Source organism: Hymenobacter chitinivorans DSM 11115, from assembly GCF_002797555.1.
Classification (GTDB): domain Bacteria; phylum Bacteroidota; class Bacteroidia; order Cytophagales; family Hymenobacteraceae; genus Hymenobacter; species Hymenobacter chitinivorans.
Genome location: NZ_PGFA01000005.1, coordinates 199,591 through 220,027, shown reverse-complemented (window position 1 = coordinate 220,027; position 20,437 = coordinate 199,591). Strand labels below are relative to the sequence as shown.

The window sequence follows — 20,437 nt, the reverse complement described above, 5'->3', positions numbered from 1 at the left end:
TTATGCTTCCCTGGCTTTTTCAGCCATAGTTAAACCAAACTGTCGTGGCTCCTTTGCTTTGTGCATAGTTTAAATGCCGGCTGAAATTTCGCAGGTCCTGCCCAAAGTTATTCCCAATATAGCCTTCGCCCTTATCTACTTTAAAGTCCGAGAAGTAGACTTCGTTATCCAGGGAATCAAAGTCCGTTGGTCGTAACAAAGCCGGCAGACTTGGAATGGTCTCCAGCTTTTCAATTAAGTGGAGCAACATCTGTTTGACCGTATATATATTCCCCGTCAGCCGCTCTTTGTCAGCTTCAGCTTCGGCAATAATCGTGGCTCTCTCTTCTTCTGACTCCGCCACTCCGAGCTGAAACTCCAGAAACTCTTCGCTGGGGTAACTTTCCATATCATATAAGGGTGCAATATCCACTCCTGTTATCCGGCCGATTTGGTCAAGCTCCGTCTCGTGCTCCACTACATTTCTCCTACCCATAAAATGGCAGAACGTCCGGCTTAAGCTGTGCTCGTTAAAATAGTCATCCGCCTCATCCGCATACAGTTCTTCATCCTTATCGGTACTTACACCAATATCTAGGCCCATCTTTTTATTAGTTAGCGTGGTGGTATATCCAAACTTATTTTTCAACGAAGGTACATTGTGCCACTACGTCGGCGGCACCAACTAGTCATCATTTAGCAATCCCAGGCAGTCGCTCGGCTGTGCCGAGTGACCACCTACCCCTGAGCAGCTCCGCTGCGAATCCGTCAGCGACACATGCCCGGTCACTTCGAATTGACGCGAGGTCAGCGGCCATTGACACCTCGTCACGAGGCGTTGTCACCCGGTCACGGTCCCATGACGCCTCGACAGAACGCCTTGTCACGAGGGCAGAACGTAATGACGCCTGGTCAGCATCCATTGTCACCTCGTCACGGGTCATCGTCACGAGGTCAGCAGTCATTGTCACCCGATTACCGCACATTGTGCCTCGGTCATTACGCATTGCGCGACGGTCAGCGGCCATTGCGCGCCGGTCACCAGCCGTTGTGAACCGGACAGAATGTATTGTGAACAAGCCACGAGGCATTGTGAGCCGGTCAACGGTCATTGTGAAGAGGGCAGAAGCCATTATGAACAAGTCACAGGGCATTGTGAGCCGGTCAATGCCTCTTGCTACCCCAACCCGAACCGCCAGCCCCTACTTCCCCACTGCCTCCTTCACCGCCCGCAAGGACGAGCCCCGAATCAATAAATCGGGCTGGAGCACAATGCGGCGGGGCGAAAACAGGGCGCTGCGCTCCTCCAGCATTTCCAGAAACAGCCGCACGGCTGCCTGCCCCATCTGCTCACAGCGCTGATCCACGGTAGTCAGCATGGGTTCCGTCATGGAGGTGAACGTCTCGTTGCTGAACCCGGACAGCGCAATGTCCTGAGGTACCCGCAGCCCCTGCCGCTTCAACTCCTGCAAGGCGCCCACAATGGAAAAGTCACTGGCGGAAAAAATGGCGTCCGGGCGCTTCTTCAGTTGCAGCATGCGCTGCATACCCGTGACGCCGTCTTCCTGGGTCATGTCGCAGTGGTAAATCAGCTCCTCGTCCACGGGCAGGCCGGCCTCCAGCAGCGCGTCGATATAGCCCAGGCGCCGGTTTTTGTAGATATTCAGGTGCAGCGGACCGCCAAAATGCGCAATCCGGCGGCAGCCCTGGGCCAGCAGGTGCTTCGTCGACTGGTACCCCCCTTCCCGGTCGTCAATCACCACCGCGCTGACGTCGAGCCCGTCGAGCACCCGGTCGAAGAATACCAGGGGTATTTCCTGCTTGCGCACCTTGTCGAAATGCCGGGAGTCAAGCGTGTTGCGCGCCAACGACACCAGAATACCCTCGACCTGGGCACTGAGCAAGGACTCGATGTTTTTCTGCTCGTGCTTCACATCCTCATTCGACTGGCAGATCATCACGTTGAAACCCGCCTTGGTGGCTACGGTTTCAATGCCCTTGACGACCATGGTAAAGAAATGACCATCGATATGGGGCACAATTACGCCGAGCAGGTTGCTGCGGCCTTTGCGGAGGCCCGCCGCCATGTGGTTGGGCTGGTAGTGCAGCTCCTGAGCCAGCTTCCAAACCTTTTTCTTGGTGGCCGCACTGATGGTGGGATGGTCGCTCAGGGCCCGGGAAACGGTAGAAACCGAAACTCCCAGCTGCTTCGCCAGATCTGAAATAGAAGCTTTTGTGCGGGCCACAACCGTAATAAATTGAAAATGAAAAAACAGCTCGGGGTACAGGATGCGCAACGTTTTACGCAAATAGCTGGCCAAGCAACGCAAATTTTGCGGAAAGGATGCGCTTTTGTTTCGGGCGGAAGACCCTGCTTACTGACCCTCGGTGCCCAGGCGCGGCCCGCACCGACCTAGGGTAGCGGCTGGGGCGTGTAGGTAGGTCCCTGGCAGCGAGGCCCCTGGGCTGTCCAGGCCAGCTTGTCGATGCAAAGCTGCCGCTCCTTCATGGCCTTGTCCCAGGCATGGTAAACCAGGTACTCCGTTTTACCGTCCGGGCTTAAAACGTGGGAATGATGCCCCGGCCCGCGCACGTGTCCTGCCACGGCGTGCAACACCCGGGGTCCTTTTTCAGCGCCGGCATCCGAGTACGGGCCCATAATAGAATCGGCCACGCAGTAGTCGACTCCGTAGCGGGGCGTCAGGAAGTTAGCCCCGCTGTAGAAGCAGTAGTACTTGCCGGCGTGTTTGCGCACGAAAGGACCTTCCAGGGTGTGCCACTCGGCAAAGGTGCGGTTGCCGTAGAGCGGCATAAGGCGGTTTTTTTCGAACACCGTCCAGTCGTGGCGGGCGCGCATCACCGTACGGCTTTCCCCGGCCAGGCGGGTCATATCGACGAGGCGGTCGACGACCAGGCCAGTACCGGGGCGGTAGCCATTAGCAGAATCAATAAAGTCGCGGGCGTAGAACATATACCACTGCCCGTCCGTGTCCTGAAACGGGTGAGCATCAATGGTAAACTTGCTGTCGGGCACGTCGAGTAGGGCAACTTGCGCGTAGGGACCCTGCGGGGTTTTGCTGGTTGCCACGTGCAGCCGGTGCCCTACGGAGGCACCGATAGCGCCGCCACCCACGGAATAGTACATGTAGAAAGTACCCTGGTGGTAGAGCACTTCCGGAGCCCAGAAATCGGCTCCGGTGGCTCCTTCGGGCGGGGTAAGAGCTCCTCCCACCGGCTTCCAGTCGACCAGATTGGCCGAGGTAAGGACCGTGAAAATGCGCCCATCAGTTGTCCGCCCTTGCCCGGTAGTGCCAAAAGCATAGTAGCGCCCCTGATGACGCAGCACGAAAGGGTCGGGAAACTGCCCCGCGTATACTGGGTTGGTATACGTCCGGGCCGCGGCGCGCGCTAAGGCCTGGCTGTGCAGGGCCAGAGCTGCCAGGCCACTACCGGCTTGCTGAAGGAAATGACGACGGGAGGGCATGTGAGAAAGGTAGGTAGGAAGTGCAGAAAACAGGTTGGGCAACCAAATCAAGCTTTGATCAGACTAGCTAAACAATATGCAAACGTTTGCGTTAATACTTCCGTACACGGGCAATGCTGAGCTAATTCATCATTCTGATAATAAGCCGGGCGCTGGATGCTACTCAGGCAACAAACCTTAAACAGCGGAGCAATGGCAATAATATAGAATATATCTTAGAAAGATAAGAACTATATTCTTGCCACTGGACCACTTCAAAACTCCGAGCAGTTCTCAATCCAATTCGTTACACCCTTACTGTCCGCACGCAAACGTTTGAAATTCCACCCGTTTATTGTATGACGAAGCTGCTACTGTTTATTTCCCTGCTACTGACCTGTGGCAGTGCTTATGCGCAAACGCCCAAGGCCCGGACTAAGAGCCCGGCCAGTAGCGCGGCTCAGGCCGTTGGGCAGCGCTGGACGGCGGAAAAGGCGCAGGCATGGTACAAGGCGCACACCTGGATAAGCGGCGCCAACTTTACGCCCAGCACGGCTATCAACCAGCTCGAAATGTGGCAGGCCGATACTTTCGACCCGGCCACCATTGACCGGGAGCTGGGCCTGGCCGAAGGAATTGGCTTCAACACGATGCGGGTTTTTCTGCACAGTCTGGCCTGGAAACAAGACCCCAAAGGATTCAAGGCGCGTATCAACGCCTATTTGGCCCTGGCCGACAAGCACCACATCCAGACGATGTTCGTCTTCTTCGACGACTGCTGGAACAAGCAGGCCAACACAGGAGCTCAGCCGGTGCCGAAACCCGGAATTCACAATTCTGGTTGGCTGCAGGACCCCGGCGACCCGGCTTCGCGGGACTCGGCCACCTTTATGGCGCTGAAACCCTACGTGCAGGATGTGCTCAGCACCTTCAAGCACGACAAGCGAATCTTACTCTGGGACTTATACAACGAGCCGGGTAACTCGGGCAAGCTCACTACTTCCCTGCCCCTGTTGCGCAACGTGTTTGCCTGGGCCCGGGCCGTAAATCCCGACCAGCCGCTGAGCGTGGGCCTGTGGGCCTGGGACTTTCAGGCTCTGAACACCTATCAGGCGCAGCACTCCGACGTCATCACCTACCACAGCTATGATGAAGTTGCTATTCATCAGCGGCTTATCGAGCTGCTGGAAACCCACGGCCGCCCCCTTATCTGCACTGAGTACATGGCGCGCCCCCGCAACTCGCGCTTTGCCACCATCATGCCCATGCTCAAAACCCAGAACGTGGGGGCCATCAACTGGGGGCTAGTGGATGGCAAAACGAATACTAAATACCAGTGGGACACACCCTTGCCCGACGGCAGCGAGCCAGCAGAGTGGTTTCACGAAGTATTTCGGCGTGACGGTACCCCATACCGCAAAGAGGAAACCGAGCTTATCCAGAAGCTAAACGGGAAGTAACCCAGCAATAGATGGACGGCCCTCCTGACTAGGTTGATTTTTTTACGACCAGACCACACAAAGCTGTGCAAAAGGCAGAGCGACTACTTAAAGCAGTACTCATCTGATTACTACCCTCATCCGTACGGGCTTACTTACAATTGCTCCCTCTAAGCAACTCACACCACCAATGCTTGATTGCAAACGTTTGCGAAAGAAACTGCCGCGGCTAAACACCCGGTGTAACAGCCAATAGTATTCCGATTCGGCCTGAGTAGCAGGACGCACGTACTTGCCGGATCAAGCGCAACAATTGGTTTTTGTTATAAATACTTTATATAATTTCTTGACATTGCTTAAATTAGTCTCTATAGTTACGCAGAAACCCGGGTAGTATTGAGTTGGCCCTACCAATCCCACCCACCTTACCAGGGCCCGTAAAAGTGTCTGATTTCCCCTGCTGAACAGGGACTTTTTCAACTTCTCCACGCAAACGTTTGCAATTGACAATTTCCCTGCAAACGTTTGTAGCAGAATTCGCCTCTTTCCCCTCCATTCCTTCCACTCCTACCCACTCCAGTTATGAAGGACTCCTTACTCAGCTTACGCAGGCTGACTGTACCCGCCGCTACGCTTTGCGGTTTGCTCCTGCTTCCGGCAGTATCCGCCGACGCGGCTGCCTTCGCCCTGCCCCCCACCGGCGCAGCCCCGACCTCCCAGCCGATTGCTACCCCCGTGACTGGGCGCGTGCTTGATGAGAAAGGACAGCCCATGCCCGGGGTGACGGTACTTGAAAAAGGCACCACCAACGGCGTCACCACCGACCCGGATGGCCGCTACTCGCTCACCGTGGGCGACAATGCCACTCTAACATTTTCCTTTGTCGGCTACCTGAGCCAGGATGTGCCCGTCAGTGGGCGCAGTGAGGTGAATGTGGCTTTGGCCGTGGATGCCAAGCAACTCAGCGAAGTCGTAGTGGTGGGGTATCTGACCCAGAACCGCCAGGACGTAACCGGCTCGGTGGCCAGCGTCAGCGCCCAGGAAGTGCGCCGGGCCCCGGTAGCCTCCGTTGGCGAAGCCATTCAGGGCCGGCTGCCGGGCGTGCAGGTAACCAACTCCGGGCAGCCCGGGCAGGCTCCCAACATCAACATTCGCGGTTTGGGCACCATTGCCAGCGGCAGCGGGCCACTCTACGTTATCGACGGGCTGTGGGTGCAGGGCCAGGGTGGCCAGCGCGACTTCAACCCGGCCGACGTCGAATCGGTGCAGGTGCTCAAAGATGCCGCCGCCCTGGCGCCCTACGGAGCCTCGGGCGCCAACGGCGTCATCATCATTACGACCAAGAAAGGCAAGGCGGGTACGACGGCCATCAATTTCAGCGCCACCGGCGGGGTCCAGAACCTGGTCAAACGCCTCGACCTGATGAATGCCTCGCAGTGGGCGGCCGTCAACAACCAGGCGTATGACAATGCCGGGCTGCCCCGCCAGCCCTACGCGGCCAATCTGCCGGCCGGCATCGACACCGACTGGCAGGAGGAATTCTTCAAGCAAGGCTCGATTCAGGATTACAACCTGGGCTTTTCCGGTGGCGGGCCCAACTCGACCTTCAACGTATCGGGGGGCTACTTCAACCAGAAGGGCACCGTGCAAGGGCCCGAGTTTGAGCGCTACAGCTTCCGCGTCAACACCGGCTTTAACCGGGGCCGGTTCCGCTTCGGCGAAAACGCCATGCTTTCCCGCACTAACCAGATCCGCCTGAACGTTATTCCCTTCTATGGCTCGCCCTTTTATAACGTAGTGCAGATGCTGCCGGTAAACCCCGTGTACGACCCCACGGTACCGGGCGGCTACGGCATCGGCAACGCCAATGCCAGCACCTTCGGCCTCAACCCCATTGCCTCCCAAAACCTGCTTAACGACACCGGCACCTCCAACCGCCTGCAGGGCAACGTGTACGGGGAGGTATCCATCTTCGACTTCCTGCGCTACCGCCTCAACCTGGCCACCGAGTTTCACGCCTTCCACGACCAGCAGAAGCGCCAGTACGGCATCTGGCGGCAAAACGACATCACCCAGCTGTCGAATTTTGGCGAAAACCAGGGCACCGAGCTTTTCGGCATGGCCGAGCACACCCTGACCTTCGACAAGAGCTTCGGTAACCACAACCTGACCTTGGTGGGCGGCTACAGCCAGCAGCGCTTCCAGCAGGACTTTACCCGCGGCGTCAACTTTGGCTACGGTACTGGCCCCACCTACTACTGGGCCCTGGACGCGGGCAGTCAGACTCCGCAGGCCATCGGCTCGTCGTATGTATGGGCCAAGCAGTCGTTTTTTGGCCAGGCCACCTACGATTACGACCAGCGCTACCTGCTGACGGCCGCCTTCCGCCGCGACGGTTCGTCGCGCTTTGAGCCGGGCAAGCGCTGGGGCAACTTCGGGGCGGCTTCGGTAGGCTGGCGCGTGTCGAAGGAAGCCTTCTTTGAGGGCATCACCGCCGTTTCCGACCTCAAGCTGCGGGCCTCGTACGGCCGCCTGGGCAACGATTTGCTGGTTGGCGCTTACGGGGGTTCCTACCTGTCGCAGGGCTTTATTAACACCAACGCTAACTACGCGCTTAATGGCAGCGTGCAGAACGGCAACGGCGCCATCCAGACGGCCTACGCCAGCACCGGTATCCGGTGGGAAGACCGCCGCACCACCAACGTGGGCTTTGATGCGGGCTTCGTATCGAACCGCCTGACGCTGTCGGCGGACTACTACGTGTCGCAGACCTACAATGCGCTGATTAACCCCACCTTGCCCCTGACCTTTGGCAACGCCGGGCCGAACCCCTTCCGCAACCTGGGCAAGCTCGAAAACAAGGGCGTTGAGTTTCAGCTGGGCTACACCGACGACCGTAACCCGCTGCGCTACGGCGCCACGGCCAACCTGACGACCATTAAGAACACGGTGCTCGACCTGGGCCGGGCCGGCGGCGAAGGCAGCGGGGCCGCCAACTTCTTCAATGGCGGCCCGCGCGACATCACCCGTACCGAAGTGGGCTACGAAGTGGGCTCCTTCTACCTCTACCAGTTCGACGGCATTTACCAGACCGGCGACGCTAAAATCCCGGCTGGCCTGGCCCCCGGCGACGTGCGCTACAAGGATATCGACAACAACGGCATCATCAACGACAAGGACCGGGCCCACGTGGGCCGGGTGTTTCCCAAGCTGCAGTACGGCCTGAACCTGAACCTGGGCTACGGCGGCTTCGACCTGACGGCCTTCCTGCAGGGCGTGCAGGGCAACGACGTGATGAACCTGTCGAAATTCCTGACCGACAACACGGCCGACAACAGCAACTACCGCGCGGACTTCAGCCCCTGGACGCCCGCCAACCCCTCGTCCACCACACCCCGGGCCATCAAATCGGGTGGGCCGAAGAACGGCGATGCCGCCGGCAACAACGCCCGGTTTAACACCACGCGCTGGCTGGAAGACGGTTCGTACCTGCGCCTGAAAAACCTGCAGCTGGGCTACACCGTGCCCAAGACGCTGCTGGAAAGCACCAAGTACGTGACTTCGCTGCGGGTGGTGGCCACGGCCCAAAACCTGTTTACGGTGACCGACTACACCGGCTACGACCCTGAAACCGTGGGCAGCGGTGGCTTCAACACCCTGGGCAACAACCTGGCCCGCGGCGTGGACGAAGGCTCCTACCCCAACCTGCGCTCCTTCACGCTGGGCATTCAGGCCGGCTTCTAGGCCCTTTCCACTCTCTGTAAAAAATCAGCCTCTGATATGAAAGCTTCCTTTTTAACCCGGCTGGGCCTGGCTAGTGCCTTGCTGCTGAGTGCTACGGCCTGCGAGAAGAATATTCTTGACCAAGTGAACCCCAACCTACCTACCACGGAGGTGTTTTTCAAGACCGGCGACGATGCGGTGAAGGCCGCCAACGCCTGCTACGCCGGCCTGCAAGGCCTGGGCATGTACCGGCGCTGGCTCAACTTTGCCTTCGACTTGCGCGACGACACCGGCTTCAGCCAAAGCCCCTGGGGCGAGCTGGCCGACTTCACGCACTTCATCCAGACGAACTACGACTTTGAAGTGTCGAACAATATCTGGCGCGACCATTACCGCACCATTTACCGCTGCAATCAGGTCCTCGACAAAGTGCCCGGCATTCAGGGCATGGACGCCACCCTGCAAAAGCGGGTGCTGGCCGAAGCCCGCTTTCTGCGCGCCCTGTGCTACTTCAACCTAGTGTCGCTCTACGGCAACGTGCCGCTGGTGCTGGCCACCGCCACCGACCTGAACACCGTGCCCCCGCAAGGCAACGAGACCCAGATATGGAACCAGGTTATCAGCGACCTGCAGGCCGCCCAGGCCGACTTGCCGACTTCCTACACCGGCAACGACGTGGGCCGGGCTACCAAGGGCGCGGCCCAGACCCTGCTGGGCAAGGCCTACATGCAAAACAAGCGCTGGGCCGATGCCCAGGCCCAGTTCGCGCAGGTTATCAGCTCGGGCAAATACCAGCTGGTGCCCAACTACTCCGACAACTTCCGCCACACCACGGAAAACAATGCGGAGTCCATCTTCGAAGTACAGTTTACGGACGAGAAGAAGGGCGGCAACGACGCCGGTGGCGGACCCGATGCTACTTCCTCCCAAGGCGGGCAACGCTCCCAGTTCTGGGGCGTGCCCGGCTATGGCTTCAACGACGGCGAGGTGCGGCCCTGGGTGGTGCGCGAGTTTTTGCAGGAACCCACCACGACCGGGCAGCGCGACCCGCGCCTGGCCGCTACCGTGTTCTACAACCGCAAGGACCAAACCCAGTTCCCCACGGCCCTGGCTTCTGATGCCGATACGCTGGTCTACGGCGTGGGCTTCCTGACCCGCTACGGCAAAGACACTCGCAACCGCTCCCGCGTGTACTGGCGCAAGTACCAGACTGACTACTACCGCGACTTCGAGGACTTCGACTCGCCCATCAACCAGCGGGTGATGCGCTACGCCGACGTGCTGCTGCTCCAGGCCGAGGCCATCAACGAGCAAGGCAACCCCGGGGCGGCCATTCCGCTGGTCAACCAGGTGCGGCAGCGGGCCGGACTGGCCCCCTTAGCCACCACGCTGACCAAGGAAGCGCTGCGCACCCAGCTGATGCACGAACGGGTAACTGAGCTCACGGGGGAAGGAGTCCGCTGGTTTGACCTGCAGCGCTGGGGCCTGCTCACGGATGCTACCAACGTGAACCTGCTCAAGGCCCGCGACCCGGACTTCAACAACTTCATCGTGGGCAAGTCGCGCCTGCTGCCCTTGCTGCAAACCGAAGTTGACCTGAACCGCCTCCAGCAGAACCCGCAGTGGTAGCCAGGATTCCACGTACGCAATGAAAGAGCCGCTCCGGGCCCGTACCGGAGCGGCCCTTTCGTTTTCTATCTTCAGCAGCGCAGCTGCTGCTCAGCCAATGCGCTGCCCTGCTTTGTTCCGCTCCTTATCCCCTTTTCTATGTTCGCCCTTTCCCGCCTGCTGCCCCTGAGCCTGCTGGCCCTCACGCTGGCCTGCCAGAAGGCCGCCGCCCCGGCAGCCCCCGCGGTTACGCCCCCCACGACCACGACCTTTACCAATCCGCTGCTGACGGCCGGCCCCGACCCCTGGGTGATTCGCCGGGGCGACGTGTACTACTACATGCACACCACGGGCAACAGCCTGGCCATTCGCAAAACGGCGAAAATGTCGGACCTGGGCTCCTCGGTCAGCACCGTGGTCTGGACCCCGCAGCTGGCCGGCGTTAATCAGCGCGACATCTGGGCCCCGGAGCTGCATTTCTTCGATGGCAAGTGGTACATCTACTACTCCGCCGACCCCATGTGCTGCGACGGGCACCGCATCAACGTGCTGGAAAACGCCAGCGCCGACCCCACCACCGGCACCTGGGTCGACAAAGGCCGCCTTGCCGTGCCCGGCCAGGACTTGTGGGCCATCGACGGCACGGTGCTGGAGCAGAATGGCAAACGCTACCTGCTCTGGTCGGGCCACGAAGTAGCCAGCAGCCAGGTGCAGCGCCTCTACATTGCCGAAATGAGCAACCCCTGGACGCTCGTTGGGCCGCGCGTCGAGCTTTCCCATCCCGAATACAGCTGGGAGCAGAATGGCAGCCCGGCCGTGAATGAAGGCCCCGAAGTGCTCAAGCACGCCGACAAAACCTTTATCATCTACTCGGCCAGCCACTGCAGTACCGACGACTACGCCCTGGGCATGCTCACGGCCCCGGCCACCGCCGACCCGCTGAAGCCCGCTTCCTGGAGTAAATCAGCTCTGCCGGTTTTCGTAAAAAACCCGGCCGCCCATGCGTACGGCCCCGGCCACAACAGCTTTTTCCAAAGCAAGGACGGCACCGAGGACTGGATTCTCTACCACGCCAACCCGCAATCCGGCCAGGGCTGCGGCGACAACCGGAGCCCGCGCATGCAGAAGTTTTCCTGGAATGCCGACGGCACGCCTAATTTCGGCACGCCCGTCGCCACGGGTACGGCCCTGCCCAAACCGGCCGGCGAATAACGCGTAGCTGACCATCTGTTCTAAGCTTCCAACCTGACTGCTTCCTCCTTTCATGGTTCTACTTCCTAAAACCTCGTCCGCCCCCCTGCTGCTCGGCCTGGGCCTGCTGCTCGGCGCCTGCCAGAGCGCCACCACCAGCGTGAGCACGCCCACCGCTACCACGGCCGAAACTATTGCCGAAGCCGACCTGCCCGCTATTTCCATCGTCAACCCGGTGCTGCCCGGCGACTTTCCCGACCCCTCCATCACCAAGGTCGGTGATACGTACTGGGCCACGGCCACGTCGTCCAACTGGGGCCCGGCCTTTCCATTGCTGCAATCCACGAACCTGACCGACTGGAAGCTGGTGGGCCACGTGTTTCCGGGGGAGCTGCCGGCCTGGGCCGACTACTACTTCTGGGCCCCCGAAATCAGCCAGGAAGGCAACAAGACCTATATCTACTACACGGCCCACAAAAAAGGCGGCAACCTGGCCGTGGGCATTGCCAGCGCCGACCGGCCCGAGGGCCCCTACACCGACCACGGCCCCCTGGTGGCTCAGCCCGACGGCTCCATCGACGCCTTTCCGATGCGGGACGAAAACGGGCAGCTCTACCTGATCTGGAAGGAAGACGGCAACAGCGTGCAGCAGCCCACCCCCATCTGGGCCCAGCGCCTCAACGAGGAACACACCGCCCTGCTAGGCGAGAAAAAGGAGCTGTTTCGTAATACCGCCGCCTGGGAAGGCAACCTGGTGGAAGGCGTGTGCATGATCAAGCGCAACGACTACTTCTACGCCTTTTATGCCGGCAACGGCTGCTGTGGTCATACCTGCACCTACGGCATCGGGGTGGCCCGGGCCAAAAGCCTGCTCGGCCCCTGGGAGAAGTACGACAAGAACCCCATCCTGACCAAAAACGAGAAGTGGGCCTGCCCCGGCCACGGCACCATCTTCAACCGCGGCAAGCGCTGGTACATGCTCCACCACGCCTACGACACGCGCAGCTTTGAATTCGTGGGCCGCCAGGGCGTCATCAGCGAGTTTAGCTGGACCGCCAACGACTGGCCCGATTTCAAGAACGGCAATTCCATTCCCACCAAGGAAGCCCCCCTGGCCCCCCGCAACTTCAAGGACGAATTCGACCAGCCCACCCTGCTGCCGTCCTGGCAGTGGCCCATCGAGGAGCGGCCCACCGTGGCCGTGCAGGGCGGCAAACTCCTGCTCACCGCCCGCCCCCAGCACAGCGGGGCCGTCCTGGGCCAGCACACCACCACCGCCGACTACACCGCTACCACCACCCTGCTCAACCCGTCGAAACTACCGGCCGGCACCGTAGCGGGCATTGCCGCCCACGGCGACCCGGAAAATACCGTAGCCCTGACGGCCGGCAACGGCAAGCTCCAGCTTTGGCAGCTGGAGAAAGGCCAGCAGAAGACGCTGAGCGAAGTAAAGCTGCCCGCTGCCGCCACTGCCCTGACCCTGCGCTTGCAGGCCCAGAACGGCAACCTGTTCCGCTTCTCCTGGAGCTCAGACAACGGCCGCACCTGGCAAAATTTGCCAGGCGTCACGGCCCCCATCAACGGCACCTACCTCCCGCCCTGGGACCGGGGCGTGCGGGCCGGCATCCTGGCCAAAGGCCCCGCATCTGCCACCGTCGCGTTTGAGAATTTTAGCCTCGTAAATCAGCCCACCGTAGCTCGGACTACAGATAACTAAACGAAAAAGGCCGGCGGGATTCGCCGGCCTTTTTCGCGCCTCGGTACCGCGAGGTTTCACCGCGCGAGGTGGTCGCGCCGTCCCGATGCCTAGTCACGTTGTCCTTACCCAATCTTTAAAAGCGTTTCACTCTTAAGCTGAAACGCTTTTTCTGTTCTTGCTGGCAGTTTCTAAGAAGGCAGAAACCATAGCACGTTAAGCGGTATGTGCGCACTGCTTGTGTCAATATCAACGACCGTTTGATTAAACCGTGGACAGCCCGAAGTACTTCATTCACGCTAATTAAGAAGTTGAATCAAGGGAGCATAGGCACTACTGGTAGTGGATATTTCTCAATACCCTTTTTGAATCACGCTCCCGAATCATTTTTCCATTCGCCCATTCTTTCTTAATGTTACCCCAAAGCCCTTTACGGGTCACACTGTTGAGCTTACCTTTTTCATCCCAGCGATGTCGTATCTCGGTGTGAGGAAGACGATTAACAACTATTTGGCGCTTCCCATTTGGGTAGTAGAACACCCATTTTGCTGTGAGACGGCCTATGACGAGGGGCCATCGGGTTTTTCGTTTTAAATGGCCAGTGGAATCATATGAATAGTTTGTGGCCACGAGCAGCCTGTATACATCTCGTCCCACCAACTGGCCAGCATCGCCGTACCTAGTTACTGTCCTAATCGGGTAGAATGGTCCCCATCGCTCAGATAGAAAACCAGAGGGAAGCCTTTGAACCTTCTTCTGAGCCCTAACGCTAGAAATGCCCCCAGGCAGCAACCCCACTATGAGGACAAAAATCAGACAGCAGGTGTAGCAGCGGAGGCTCATGCCGCCAAGGTACGAGGGAAACCCTCCTTTGTCTGAACTGCTGCCCATGCATCTTTCCCGACGTGGCAAAGTGGTCTTGCAGACAATATTGAGTTCAAGAGACTCTTCACTTTTCAACGTTCAGAAAATTCAGCTTTACGATGAGTTTCCTGAATTGCCACGAGGTCAGCAGCTATTGTCACCCCGTCACTATGCATTGTCGCCTGGGCATTGCCAATTGACACCTCACCACTACGCATTGCCACAAGGTCAGCAGCCAATGACACCTCGCCTCTACGCGTTGTCACGAGGTTACCTCGCCTTGTCACCTGGGCAGAGCTGATTGTCACGAGGGCAACAGGCGTTGTCACCTAGGCCGTGGTCATCGACACCCGGTCAACGGCCGTTGCCATCGTTTCGCACTTACTCACGGCAGGGCTTCGGATAGTTCCAGTAAAACCTTGACGGCCAGCTGTCGGCGCCGATGTTCCACGAATATTTCCGGTCCGTGGAACATTTTTTCCGCCGCTTCCCCCGGGTTTGTGTATTTTTGACTCCGCCTTTCACCTGGTACTGGGTGGGGGTTGAATGTCGGTATGTCAGAGAAGAACGAAGAGAAAAACGCTCCGGCGGCAGTTCCCGCAGCAGCCAAACGCAAAATCGGGGGCCTGGGCCGCGGCCTCAATGCCCTGATTGAAGGAAGCTACGAGAAGAAGAGTGAGCGGACGGGCCTCGTGCCCCACCCCATGAACTCGGTGGGCTTTATTCCCGTCGGGCAGATCGAGGCCAACCCCTACCAGCCCCGCACCCACTTCGACCAGGAGGCCCTGCAGGAACTGGCCGAATCCATCAAGATTCAGGGCATCATCCAGCCCGTCACGGTTCGCCAGACCGGCACCAACGCCTACCAGCTCATCTCCGGGGAGCGGCGTTTGCAGGCCTCCAAGCTGGCCGGCCTCGACTCGATTCCCGCTTACATTCGCAAGGCCGATGACCAGCAGATGCTGGAAATGGCCCTGATTGAGAACATTCAGCGCGAAAACCTCAACGCCATTGAAATTGCCCTCAGCTACCAGCGCCTGGTCAGCGAGTGCAACCTCAAGCAGGAAGAGCTCGGCGACCGGGTCGGCAAAAACCGCTCGACCGTCACCAACTACCTGCGCCTGCTCAAGCTGCCGCCCGATATCCAGATTGGCCTGCGCGACACGGTTATCAGCATGGGCCACGCCCGGGCCCTGATCAACATCGACGACGCCGAGCAGCAGCTGGCCCTGTTTCACCGCATCGTGGCCGAGGAACTCTCGGTACGCAAGGTGGAGCAGCTGGTGCGCGCCGGCCTGGCCGCCCCCAAGAAAGCCGACGCCCCCAATGCTCAATCGGTACAGGAAACTCAGGTGCACATTCCCGTGGCCGAGCTGCGCCGCACCGAGCGGTTCCTCTCCGACCGGTTTGGCAGCAAAGTCCTGGTTAAGCCCGGCCCCCAGGGCAATGGGGAAATCAAAATTGCGTTTGACTCGGTAGAAGACATGCAGCGCATTCTGCATATTCTACAACCCGCTTAAACCTCTGTATTTGATGACCGGCAATCGGAGCCAACTCACCGCGGGAGCTACGCTGCTCGCCACCCTGTTGGCCGCCGCGGCTCCCGCCCGGGCCCAGGTCGTGACGGCCGGCCCCGACTCGGCCGTGGTCAGCACGCCGCCCGTCACGGATGCGTCCCGGCGCACGGCCAAGCTCTTTGGCATCGCCATGACCGAGCCCTCCAAGGCGGGCCTGTTGGCGGTTATGCTGCCCGGCGCGGGTCAGATTTACAACCGCAAGTTCTGGAAGCTGCCCCTGGTGTATGGCGCCATCGGGGGCACGCTCTACGGCGAATTTTTCTACCAGAGCCGCTACAAGGAATACCTCACGGCCCTGGACGACTTCGCCAACAAGCGCAAGCCCTCCGGCCCGAATGCGGCCCAGATTCGGGACAGCTCCTACGCCGTGCGCGGCCTGCGGGTGTACCGCACCCAGCGCGACGTATTCATTGCCTACTCGGCTCTGGCCTACTCCCTGACCGTGCTCGACGCCGTCGTCGATGCCCACCTCAAGGACTTCGACATCAGCGACGACCTGGGCCTGCAGTGGCAGCCCACCCTGATCTGGATGCCCACGGCGGCCGTCACGCCGGGCCTCTCCCTTACCCTTACCTTGAATAATACGCGCTCCAGGCGCCCCCTGAAATGAAGCTGCTCCTGATTGGCTACGGCAAAATGGGCCAGGCCATCGAAGCCCAAGCGGTGGCCCGCGGCCACCAGATTGCTGGTATCGTCGACCCCACCCACCCCGAAGCGCGCATCACCGACTTCGACTCCTCGACCGTGGATGCGGCCATCGAGTTTACCCACCCCGACGCGGCTTTTGCCAACGTGATGAGCTGCCTGCAGCAGGGCATTCCGGTGGTGTGCGGCTCCACGGGCTGGCTCCACCACTTCGCCGAGGCCCAGGCTTTGTGCCAGCAGCAGAATGGGGCCCTGTTTTACGCTTCCAACTACAGCGTGGGCGTCAACCTGTTTTTCCACTTCAACGAGTACGTCGCGGCTAAAATGCACCAGTTTGGCGGCTACGACGTGCAGGTTCGCGAAATTCACCATACCCAGAAAGTGGACCAGCCCAGCGGTACGGCCCTAACGGCGGCCGAAGGTATTCTGCGCAATTTTCCCGAGAAGAAAACCTGGCGCAACGAAGCCACCCAGAACCCGAGCGAGCTGGCCATTATTTCGGAGCGCGAAGGCCAGGTAGTGGGTACCCACATTGTGACCTATACCTCCGGCGTCGACCAAATTGAGCTGTCCCACGAGGCGTACTCCCGCGAAGGGTTTGTGCTGGGCGCCCTACTGGCCGCCGAGTGGCTGCCGGGTCACCAGGGCGTATTTGGAATGAAAGATTTGCTGGGATTGTAGTACGAAGGTCGACCCGGACGCCAGCCCAGCGGGCACCCCGAGCGGCGGGGGAGTTATATGCTTCCCACGTAATTATTCAGATATTACAGCGTTTTAATGCCGCCTGACCGGGTGGCAGCTTCGCTTTCATCTTTGCCGACATATGGCTGTTCAATCCTGGGAGGAGCGCCTTGCCGCTGCCAACGCCGCTGCTACTACCCCTACCGACACCTCAAAGCCCCTCAAAAAGCCCAAGGGCTTCTTCCGGGAGTGGGGCGACGCCATCCTGTTCGCCGTGGTGGCCGCCACGCTGATTCGCTGGGCCACGTTTGAGGCCTACACCATCCCCACGCCGTCGATGGAGCACTCGTTGCTGGTGGGCGACTACTTGTTTGTGAGCAAGCTGCACTACGGGCCGCGCACCCCGCAAACCCCGCTGCAGGTGCCCCTGACCCACCAGACGATGTGGGGCACCAGCTGGAAAAGCTATTCCGACGCTATTCAGCTGCCCTCCTACCGCCTGCCCGGCTTCTCGGAAGTGAAGCGCAACGACGTGGTGGTGTTCAACGTGCCCTTCGAAGACCAGCACCCCGCCGACCTGCGCACCAACTACATCAAGCGCTGCGTGGCCGTAGCCGGCGACGTACTCGAAATCAAGGACATGCAGGTGTACGTAAATGGCAAACCGGCCGTGAATCCGGCCCAGAGCCAGAACCGCTACTTCCTGCAGGTGAATGAGCCCGTGCGCGACAAAATCTTCCAGGAGCAGGGTATTTCCGACTTCAACAGCCCCACCGGCGTGCCCCAGGCCCAGATGACCCAGATGGGCCCGGCCTACGTGGTGGACGCCACACCCCAGACGGCCGACTACTTCAAGCAGCAGTCCTTTATCAAGGGAGTGGTGCTGGATAAAGCCCCGGCCGGCCAGGGTGAAGCCGAGGTATTCCCCAATAACCCCGACTACCCGCACAGCACCCCGGCGCTGACCGGCGTTGCCAAAACCTGGAACAAGGACAACTACGGGCCGCTGCAGCTACCCAAGGAAGGCCAGACGGTGCAGCTCACGCCCGAGAATACGCCCATCTACCAGAAAATCATCATGCGCTACGAGCACAACGAGGGCGTGACGATGCAGAACGGCGTACTGGTGCAGAACGGCAAGCCCCTAACCAGCTACACCTTCAAGCAGAACTACTACTTCATGATGGGCGACAACCGCCACGACTCCTTGGACTCGCGCTACTGGGGCTTCGTGCCCGAAGACCACATCGTGGGCAAAGCCGTGCTGATCTGGATGTCGGTTGACCCCTACGCCGACGCCTTCCACAAAATTCGCTGGAGCCGCCTGTTCAACTTCATCCACTAGCCCAAAGCCGGGTCATTGCTTCGGCTGCGCCTCGCAATGACCCGGGATTTTACCACTCAATCGGCGGCTCACCGTGCTGCTGGAGGTAGGCGTTGGTTTTGCTGAAGGGTCGGGAGCCGAAAAAGCCCCGGTCGGCGGCGTAGGGCGAGGGGTGGGCCGAGCGGATGACCAGGTGTTTCTTCTCGTCGATGACTTCGCCCTTCTTCTGGGCATAAGCCCCCCACAGGATAAAGACGACGTGCTCCTTCTGCTGGGAAATGCGTTGAATCACGGCATCGGTAAACTGTTCCCAGCCTTTTTTCTGGTGGGAGCCGGGTTCCTTGGCCCGCACCGTGAGCGTGGCGTTGAGCAGCAGCACACCCTGCCGGGCCCAGCGGTCCAGGTTGCCGTTGGCGGGCGGCGTGCTGGTCGGAATATCGTCCTGCAACTCCTTGAAAATGTTTTGTAGGGAAGGCGGCGTCCGGACCCCATCGGCCACGGAGAAGGAAAGCCCGTTGGCCTGGCCCTTGCCGTGGTAGGGGTCCTGGCCCAGGATTACGACCTTCACCTGGTCGAAGGGGCAGGCGTCGAAGGCGTGGAAAATGGCCGGGCCGGGCGGGTACACGGTGGCCGTGGCGTATTCACCGCGCACGAAATTCAGCAGATGCTGAAAATATGGTTTTTCGAACTCATCGGCGAGTACCTTGCGCCAGCTTTCTTCTATCTTTACGGACATAAGGGGAAAGTTTTTTGCGGATTGGCCGTCCATTTCGGAGTGCCGCTGCGTAGATAAACCAAATTCCGGACACGGTTGTTAGTCCTTCACAGAACCGCACAGGAGCCATGAATACGACGACTACGCAGGGCGTTACCGTTAGCGTTACGACCAATTATTTGCCGGACTATTCCAGCCCGGCCCAGGAACACTACGTGTTTGCCTACAAGATTGATATTCTCAACGGCAGCGAATATACCGTTAAGCTCCTGCGCCGCCATTGGTACATCTACGATGCCAACGGCGTGGTGCGCGAAGTGGAAGGCGAAGGTGTGGTAGGCCAGCAGCCCGTGCTGGAGCCCGGCGAGTCCCACCAGTACGTGTCGGGCTGCAACCTGAAGTCGGGCCTGGGCAAGATGTGCGGCTCTTACCAGATGGAGCGCCTCGTGGACGGCCGCGAGTTTAGCGTTGAAATCCCGGAGTTCACGCTCGTCGTCCCCTACCGTCTGAATTAAGCTTTTCAGTGTTCCGAGCGTAGTGCCTGGCGCTAGGCTCGCACGGTGATTCTACCTCACCAGGCACTATACTCCAGGCACTAAGCACCCGTTCTTGCTTTTCCAGGCTTTCAGTTACATCCGCTTCTTGTTCCGCTCGGGGAATGCACATGGGTTGCATTCCCCGTTCGTTTTTGGGCTCTATGCCCACGTCATCCACCACGACGGCACTTTTGCGGCCTACGCCCCCATCGAGAAGCGCCGGGAGCAGCTGCGCCAGGATAACACGCTCATTACGGTGCGCGACTTTGGGGCTGGCTCCCACACCGGCGCGGGCCGGCAACGGAGTTTGAGCAGCATCGTGCGGGCAGCGGCCAAGCCCCGCCCCTTCGGGCAGCTGCTGTTTCGGCTCGTCAACCACTTTCAGCCCCGCACCATTCTGGAGCTGGGCACGTCGTTGGGCATCACCACGGCCTACCTGGCCTCCCCCGATTCCCGGGCCCGGGTAGTCACCTTCGAAGGCTGCCCGCAGACGGCCGCCGTGGCCCGGCAAACTTTCGAGCAGCTGAACTTGCACAATATCGAGGTAGTCGAAGGCAACCTGGACCAGACGCTGGCCCCGGCCCTGGCTGCTTTGCCCGGCCCACTGGACTTCGCCTTTTTCGACGGCAACCACCGCTACGAGCCCACGGTGCGCTATTTCGAGCAGTGCCTGCCCTACCGCACCGAGCGCAGCGTGTTCGTGCTGGACGATATCCACTGGTCGGCGGAAATGGAGCGGGCCTGGACTACCATCCAGCAGCACCCCGACGTGCGCCTCACCATCGACCTGTTCTTTATCGGCCTAGTGTTTTTCCGCACCAATCAGCCCAAGCAACACTTTGTCCTGCGCTTCGACAACGCCGTGGACAAGCTCCTGAACCGCGTCAAGCAGCTGGCCCCTTAGGTTAGTAGTTGCTCGTTGTCAGTTGTCAGTTGTCAGTTGTTAGTTGTTAGTTGTTAGAACGACCTAACAACTGACAACTAACAACCAACAAC

The 20,437-nt window shown here is 59.7% G+C and carries 15 protein-coding genes; 11 read left to right on the top strand and 4 right to left on the bottom strand.

Annotation, left to right across the window (positions count from 1 at the left end; genetic code table 11):
- Positions 1-19: 19 nt before the first annotated feature.
- The 3 genes from CLV45_RS23575 to CLV45_RS23565 form a co-directional block, all read right to left on the bottom strand.
- On the bottom strand, positions 20-583 hold the full coding sequence (locus CLV45_RS23575; protein ID WP_100338956.1) for a hypothetical protein: 564 nt from the start codon (positions 581-583) through the stop codon (positions 20-22).
- A 598-nt stretch (positions 584-1,181) separates the two neighbouring features.
- Entirely contained in the window at positions 1,182-2,288 is a 1,107-nt protein-coding gene (locus tag CLV45_RS23570) for a LacI family DNA-binding transcriptional regulator (protein ID WP_170061924.1), read from the bottom strand.
- Between the two features lie 104 nt (positions 2,289-2,392).
- Complete coding sequence (locus tag CLV45_RS23565) at positions 2,393-3,463, bottom strand: glycoside hydrolase family 43 protein (protein ID WP_100338954.1); 1,071 nt, start codon at positions 3,461-3,463, stop codon at positions 2,393-2,395.
- 338 nt (positions 3,464-3,801) lie between these two features.
- On the opposite strand from CLV45_RS23565, the gene CLV45_RS23560 reads away from it, so the two are divergent.
- The 9 genes from CLV45_RS23560 (at position 3,802) to lepB (ending at position 18,211) form a co-directional block, all read left to right on the top strand.
- Complete coding sequence (locus CLV45_RS23560) at positions 3,802-4,902, top strand: glycoside hydrolase 5 family protein (RefSeq protein ID WP_100338953.1); 1,101 nt, start codon at positions 3,802-3,804, stop codon at positions 4,900-4,902.
- 561 nt (positions 4,903-5,463) lie between these two features.
- Complete coding sequence (locus CLV45_RS23555; protein ID WP_100338952.1) at positions 5,464-8,625, top strand: SusC/RagA family TonB-linked outer membrane protein; 3,162 nt, start codon at positions 5,464-5,466, stop codon at positions 8,623-8,625.
- Between the two features lie 36 nt (positions 8,626-8,661).
- Complete coding sequence (locus tag CLV45_RS23550; protein ID WP_100338951.1) at positions 8,662-10,233, top strand: RagB/SusD family nutrient uptake outer membrane protein; 1,572 nt, start codon at positions 8,662-8,664, stop codon at positions 10,231-10,233.
- A gap of 138 nt (positions 10,234-10,371) precedes the next feature.
- Complete coding sequence (locus CLV45_RS23545; RefSeq protein ID WP_100338950.1) at positions 10,372-11,424, top strand: glycoside hydrolase family 43 protein; 1,053 nt, start codon at positions 10,372-10,374, stop codon at positions 11,422-11,424.
- Positions 11,425-11,476: 52 nt separating this feature from the next.
- Positions 11,477-13,120 carry a family 43 glycosylhydrolase gene (locus CLV45_RS23540; protein WP_245882978.1) on the top strand — a complete coding sequence of 548 codons (1,644 nt, stop codon included), beginning with the start codon at positions 11,477-11,479 and terminating at the stop codon, positions 13,118-13,120.
- Positions 13,121-14,517: 1,397 nt separating this feature from the next.
- The gene (locus CLV45_RS23535; protein WP_100338949.1) at positions 14,518-15,483 is read left to right on the top strand and encodes a ParB/RepB/Spo0J family partition protein; all 966 of its coding nucleotides are present in this window, start codon (positions 14,518-14,520) and stop codon (positions 15,481-15,483) included.
- A gap of 13 nt (positions 15,484-15,496) precedes the next feature.
- Positions 15,497-16,150 (top strand): DUF5683 domain-containing protein, encoded by a 654-nt coding sequence (locus CLV45_RS23530; protein ID WP_100338948.1) that lies wholly within the window; start codon positions 15,497-15,499, stop codon positions 16,148-16,150.
- The gene (gene dapB, locus CLV45_RS23525; RefSeq protein ID WP_100338947.1) at positions 16,147-16,866 is read left to right on the top strand and encodes a 4-hydroxy-tetrahydrodipicolinate reductase; all 720 of its coding nucleotides are present in this window, start codon (positions 16,147-16,149) and stop codon (positions 16,864-16,866) included. The genes CLV45_RS23530 and dapB overlap by 4 nt, the downstream gene beginning before the upstream one ends.
- A 142-nt stretch (positions 16,867-17,008) precedes the next feature.
- Positions 17,009-18,211: a signal peptidase I gene (gene lepB / locus CLV45_RS23520; RefSeq protein ID WP_100338946.1), complete on the top strand. Its 1,203-nt coding sequence runs from the start codon at positions 17,009-17,011 to the stop codon at positions 18,209-18,211.
- Between the two features lie 49 nt (positions 18,212-18,260).
- Here lepB and CLV45_RS23515 read toward each other — a convergent pair whose 3' ends face one another.
- Complete coding sequence (locus CLV45_RS23515) at positions 18,261-18,926, bottom strand: uracil-DNA glycosylase (RefSeq protein WP_100338945.1); 666 nt, start codon at positions 18,924-18,926, stop codon at positions 18,261-18,263.
- A 107-nt stretch (positions 18,927-19,033) separates the two neighbouring features.
- Here CLV45_RS23515 and apaG point away from each other — a divergent pair, with 107 nt between their 5' ends.
- Both apaG and CLV45_RS23505 read left to right on the top strand, forming a co-directional pair.
- Positions 19,034-19,420: a Co2+/Mg2+ efflux protein ApaG gene (gene apaG, locus CLV45_RS23510; protein ID WP_100338944.1), complete on the top strand. Its 387-nt coding sequence runs from the start codon at positions 19,034-19,036 to the stop codon at positions 19,418-19,420.
- Positions 19,421-19,574: 154 nt separating this feature from the next.
- Complete coding sequence (locus CLV45_RS23505; protein WP_245882977.1) at positions 19,575-20,345, top strand: O-methyltransferase; 771 nt, start codon at positions 19,575-19,577, stop codon at positions 20,343-20,345.
- Positions 20,346-20,437 lie beyond the last annotated feature (92 nt).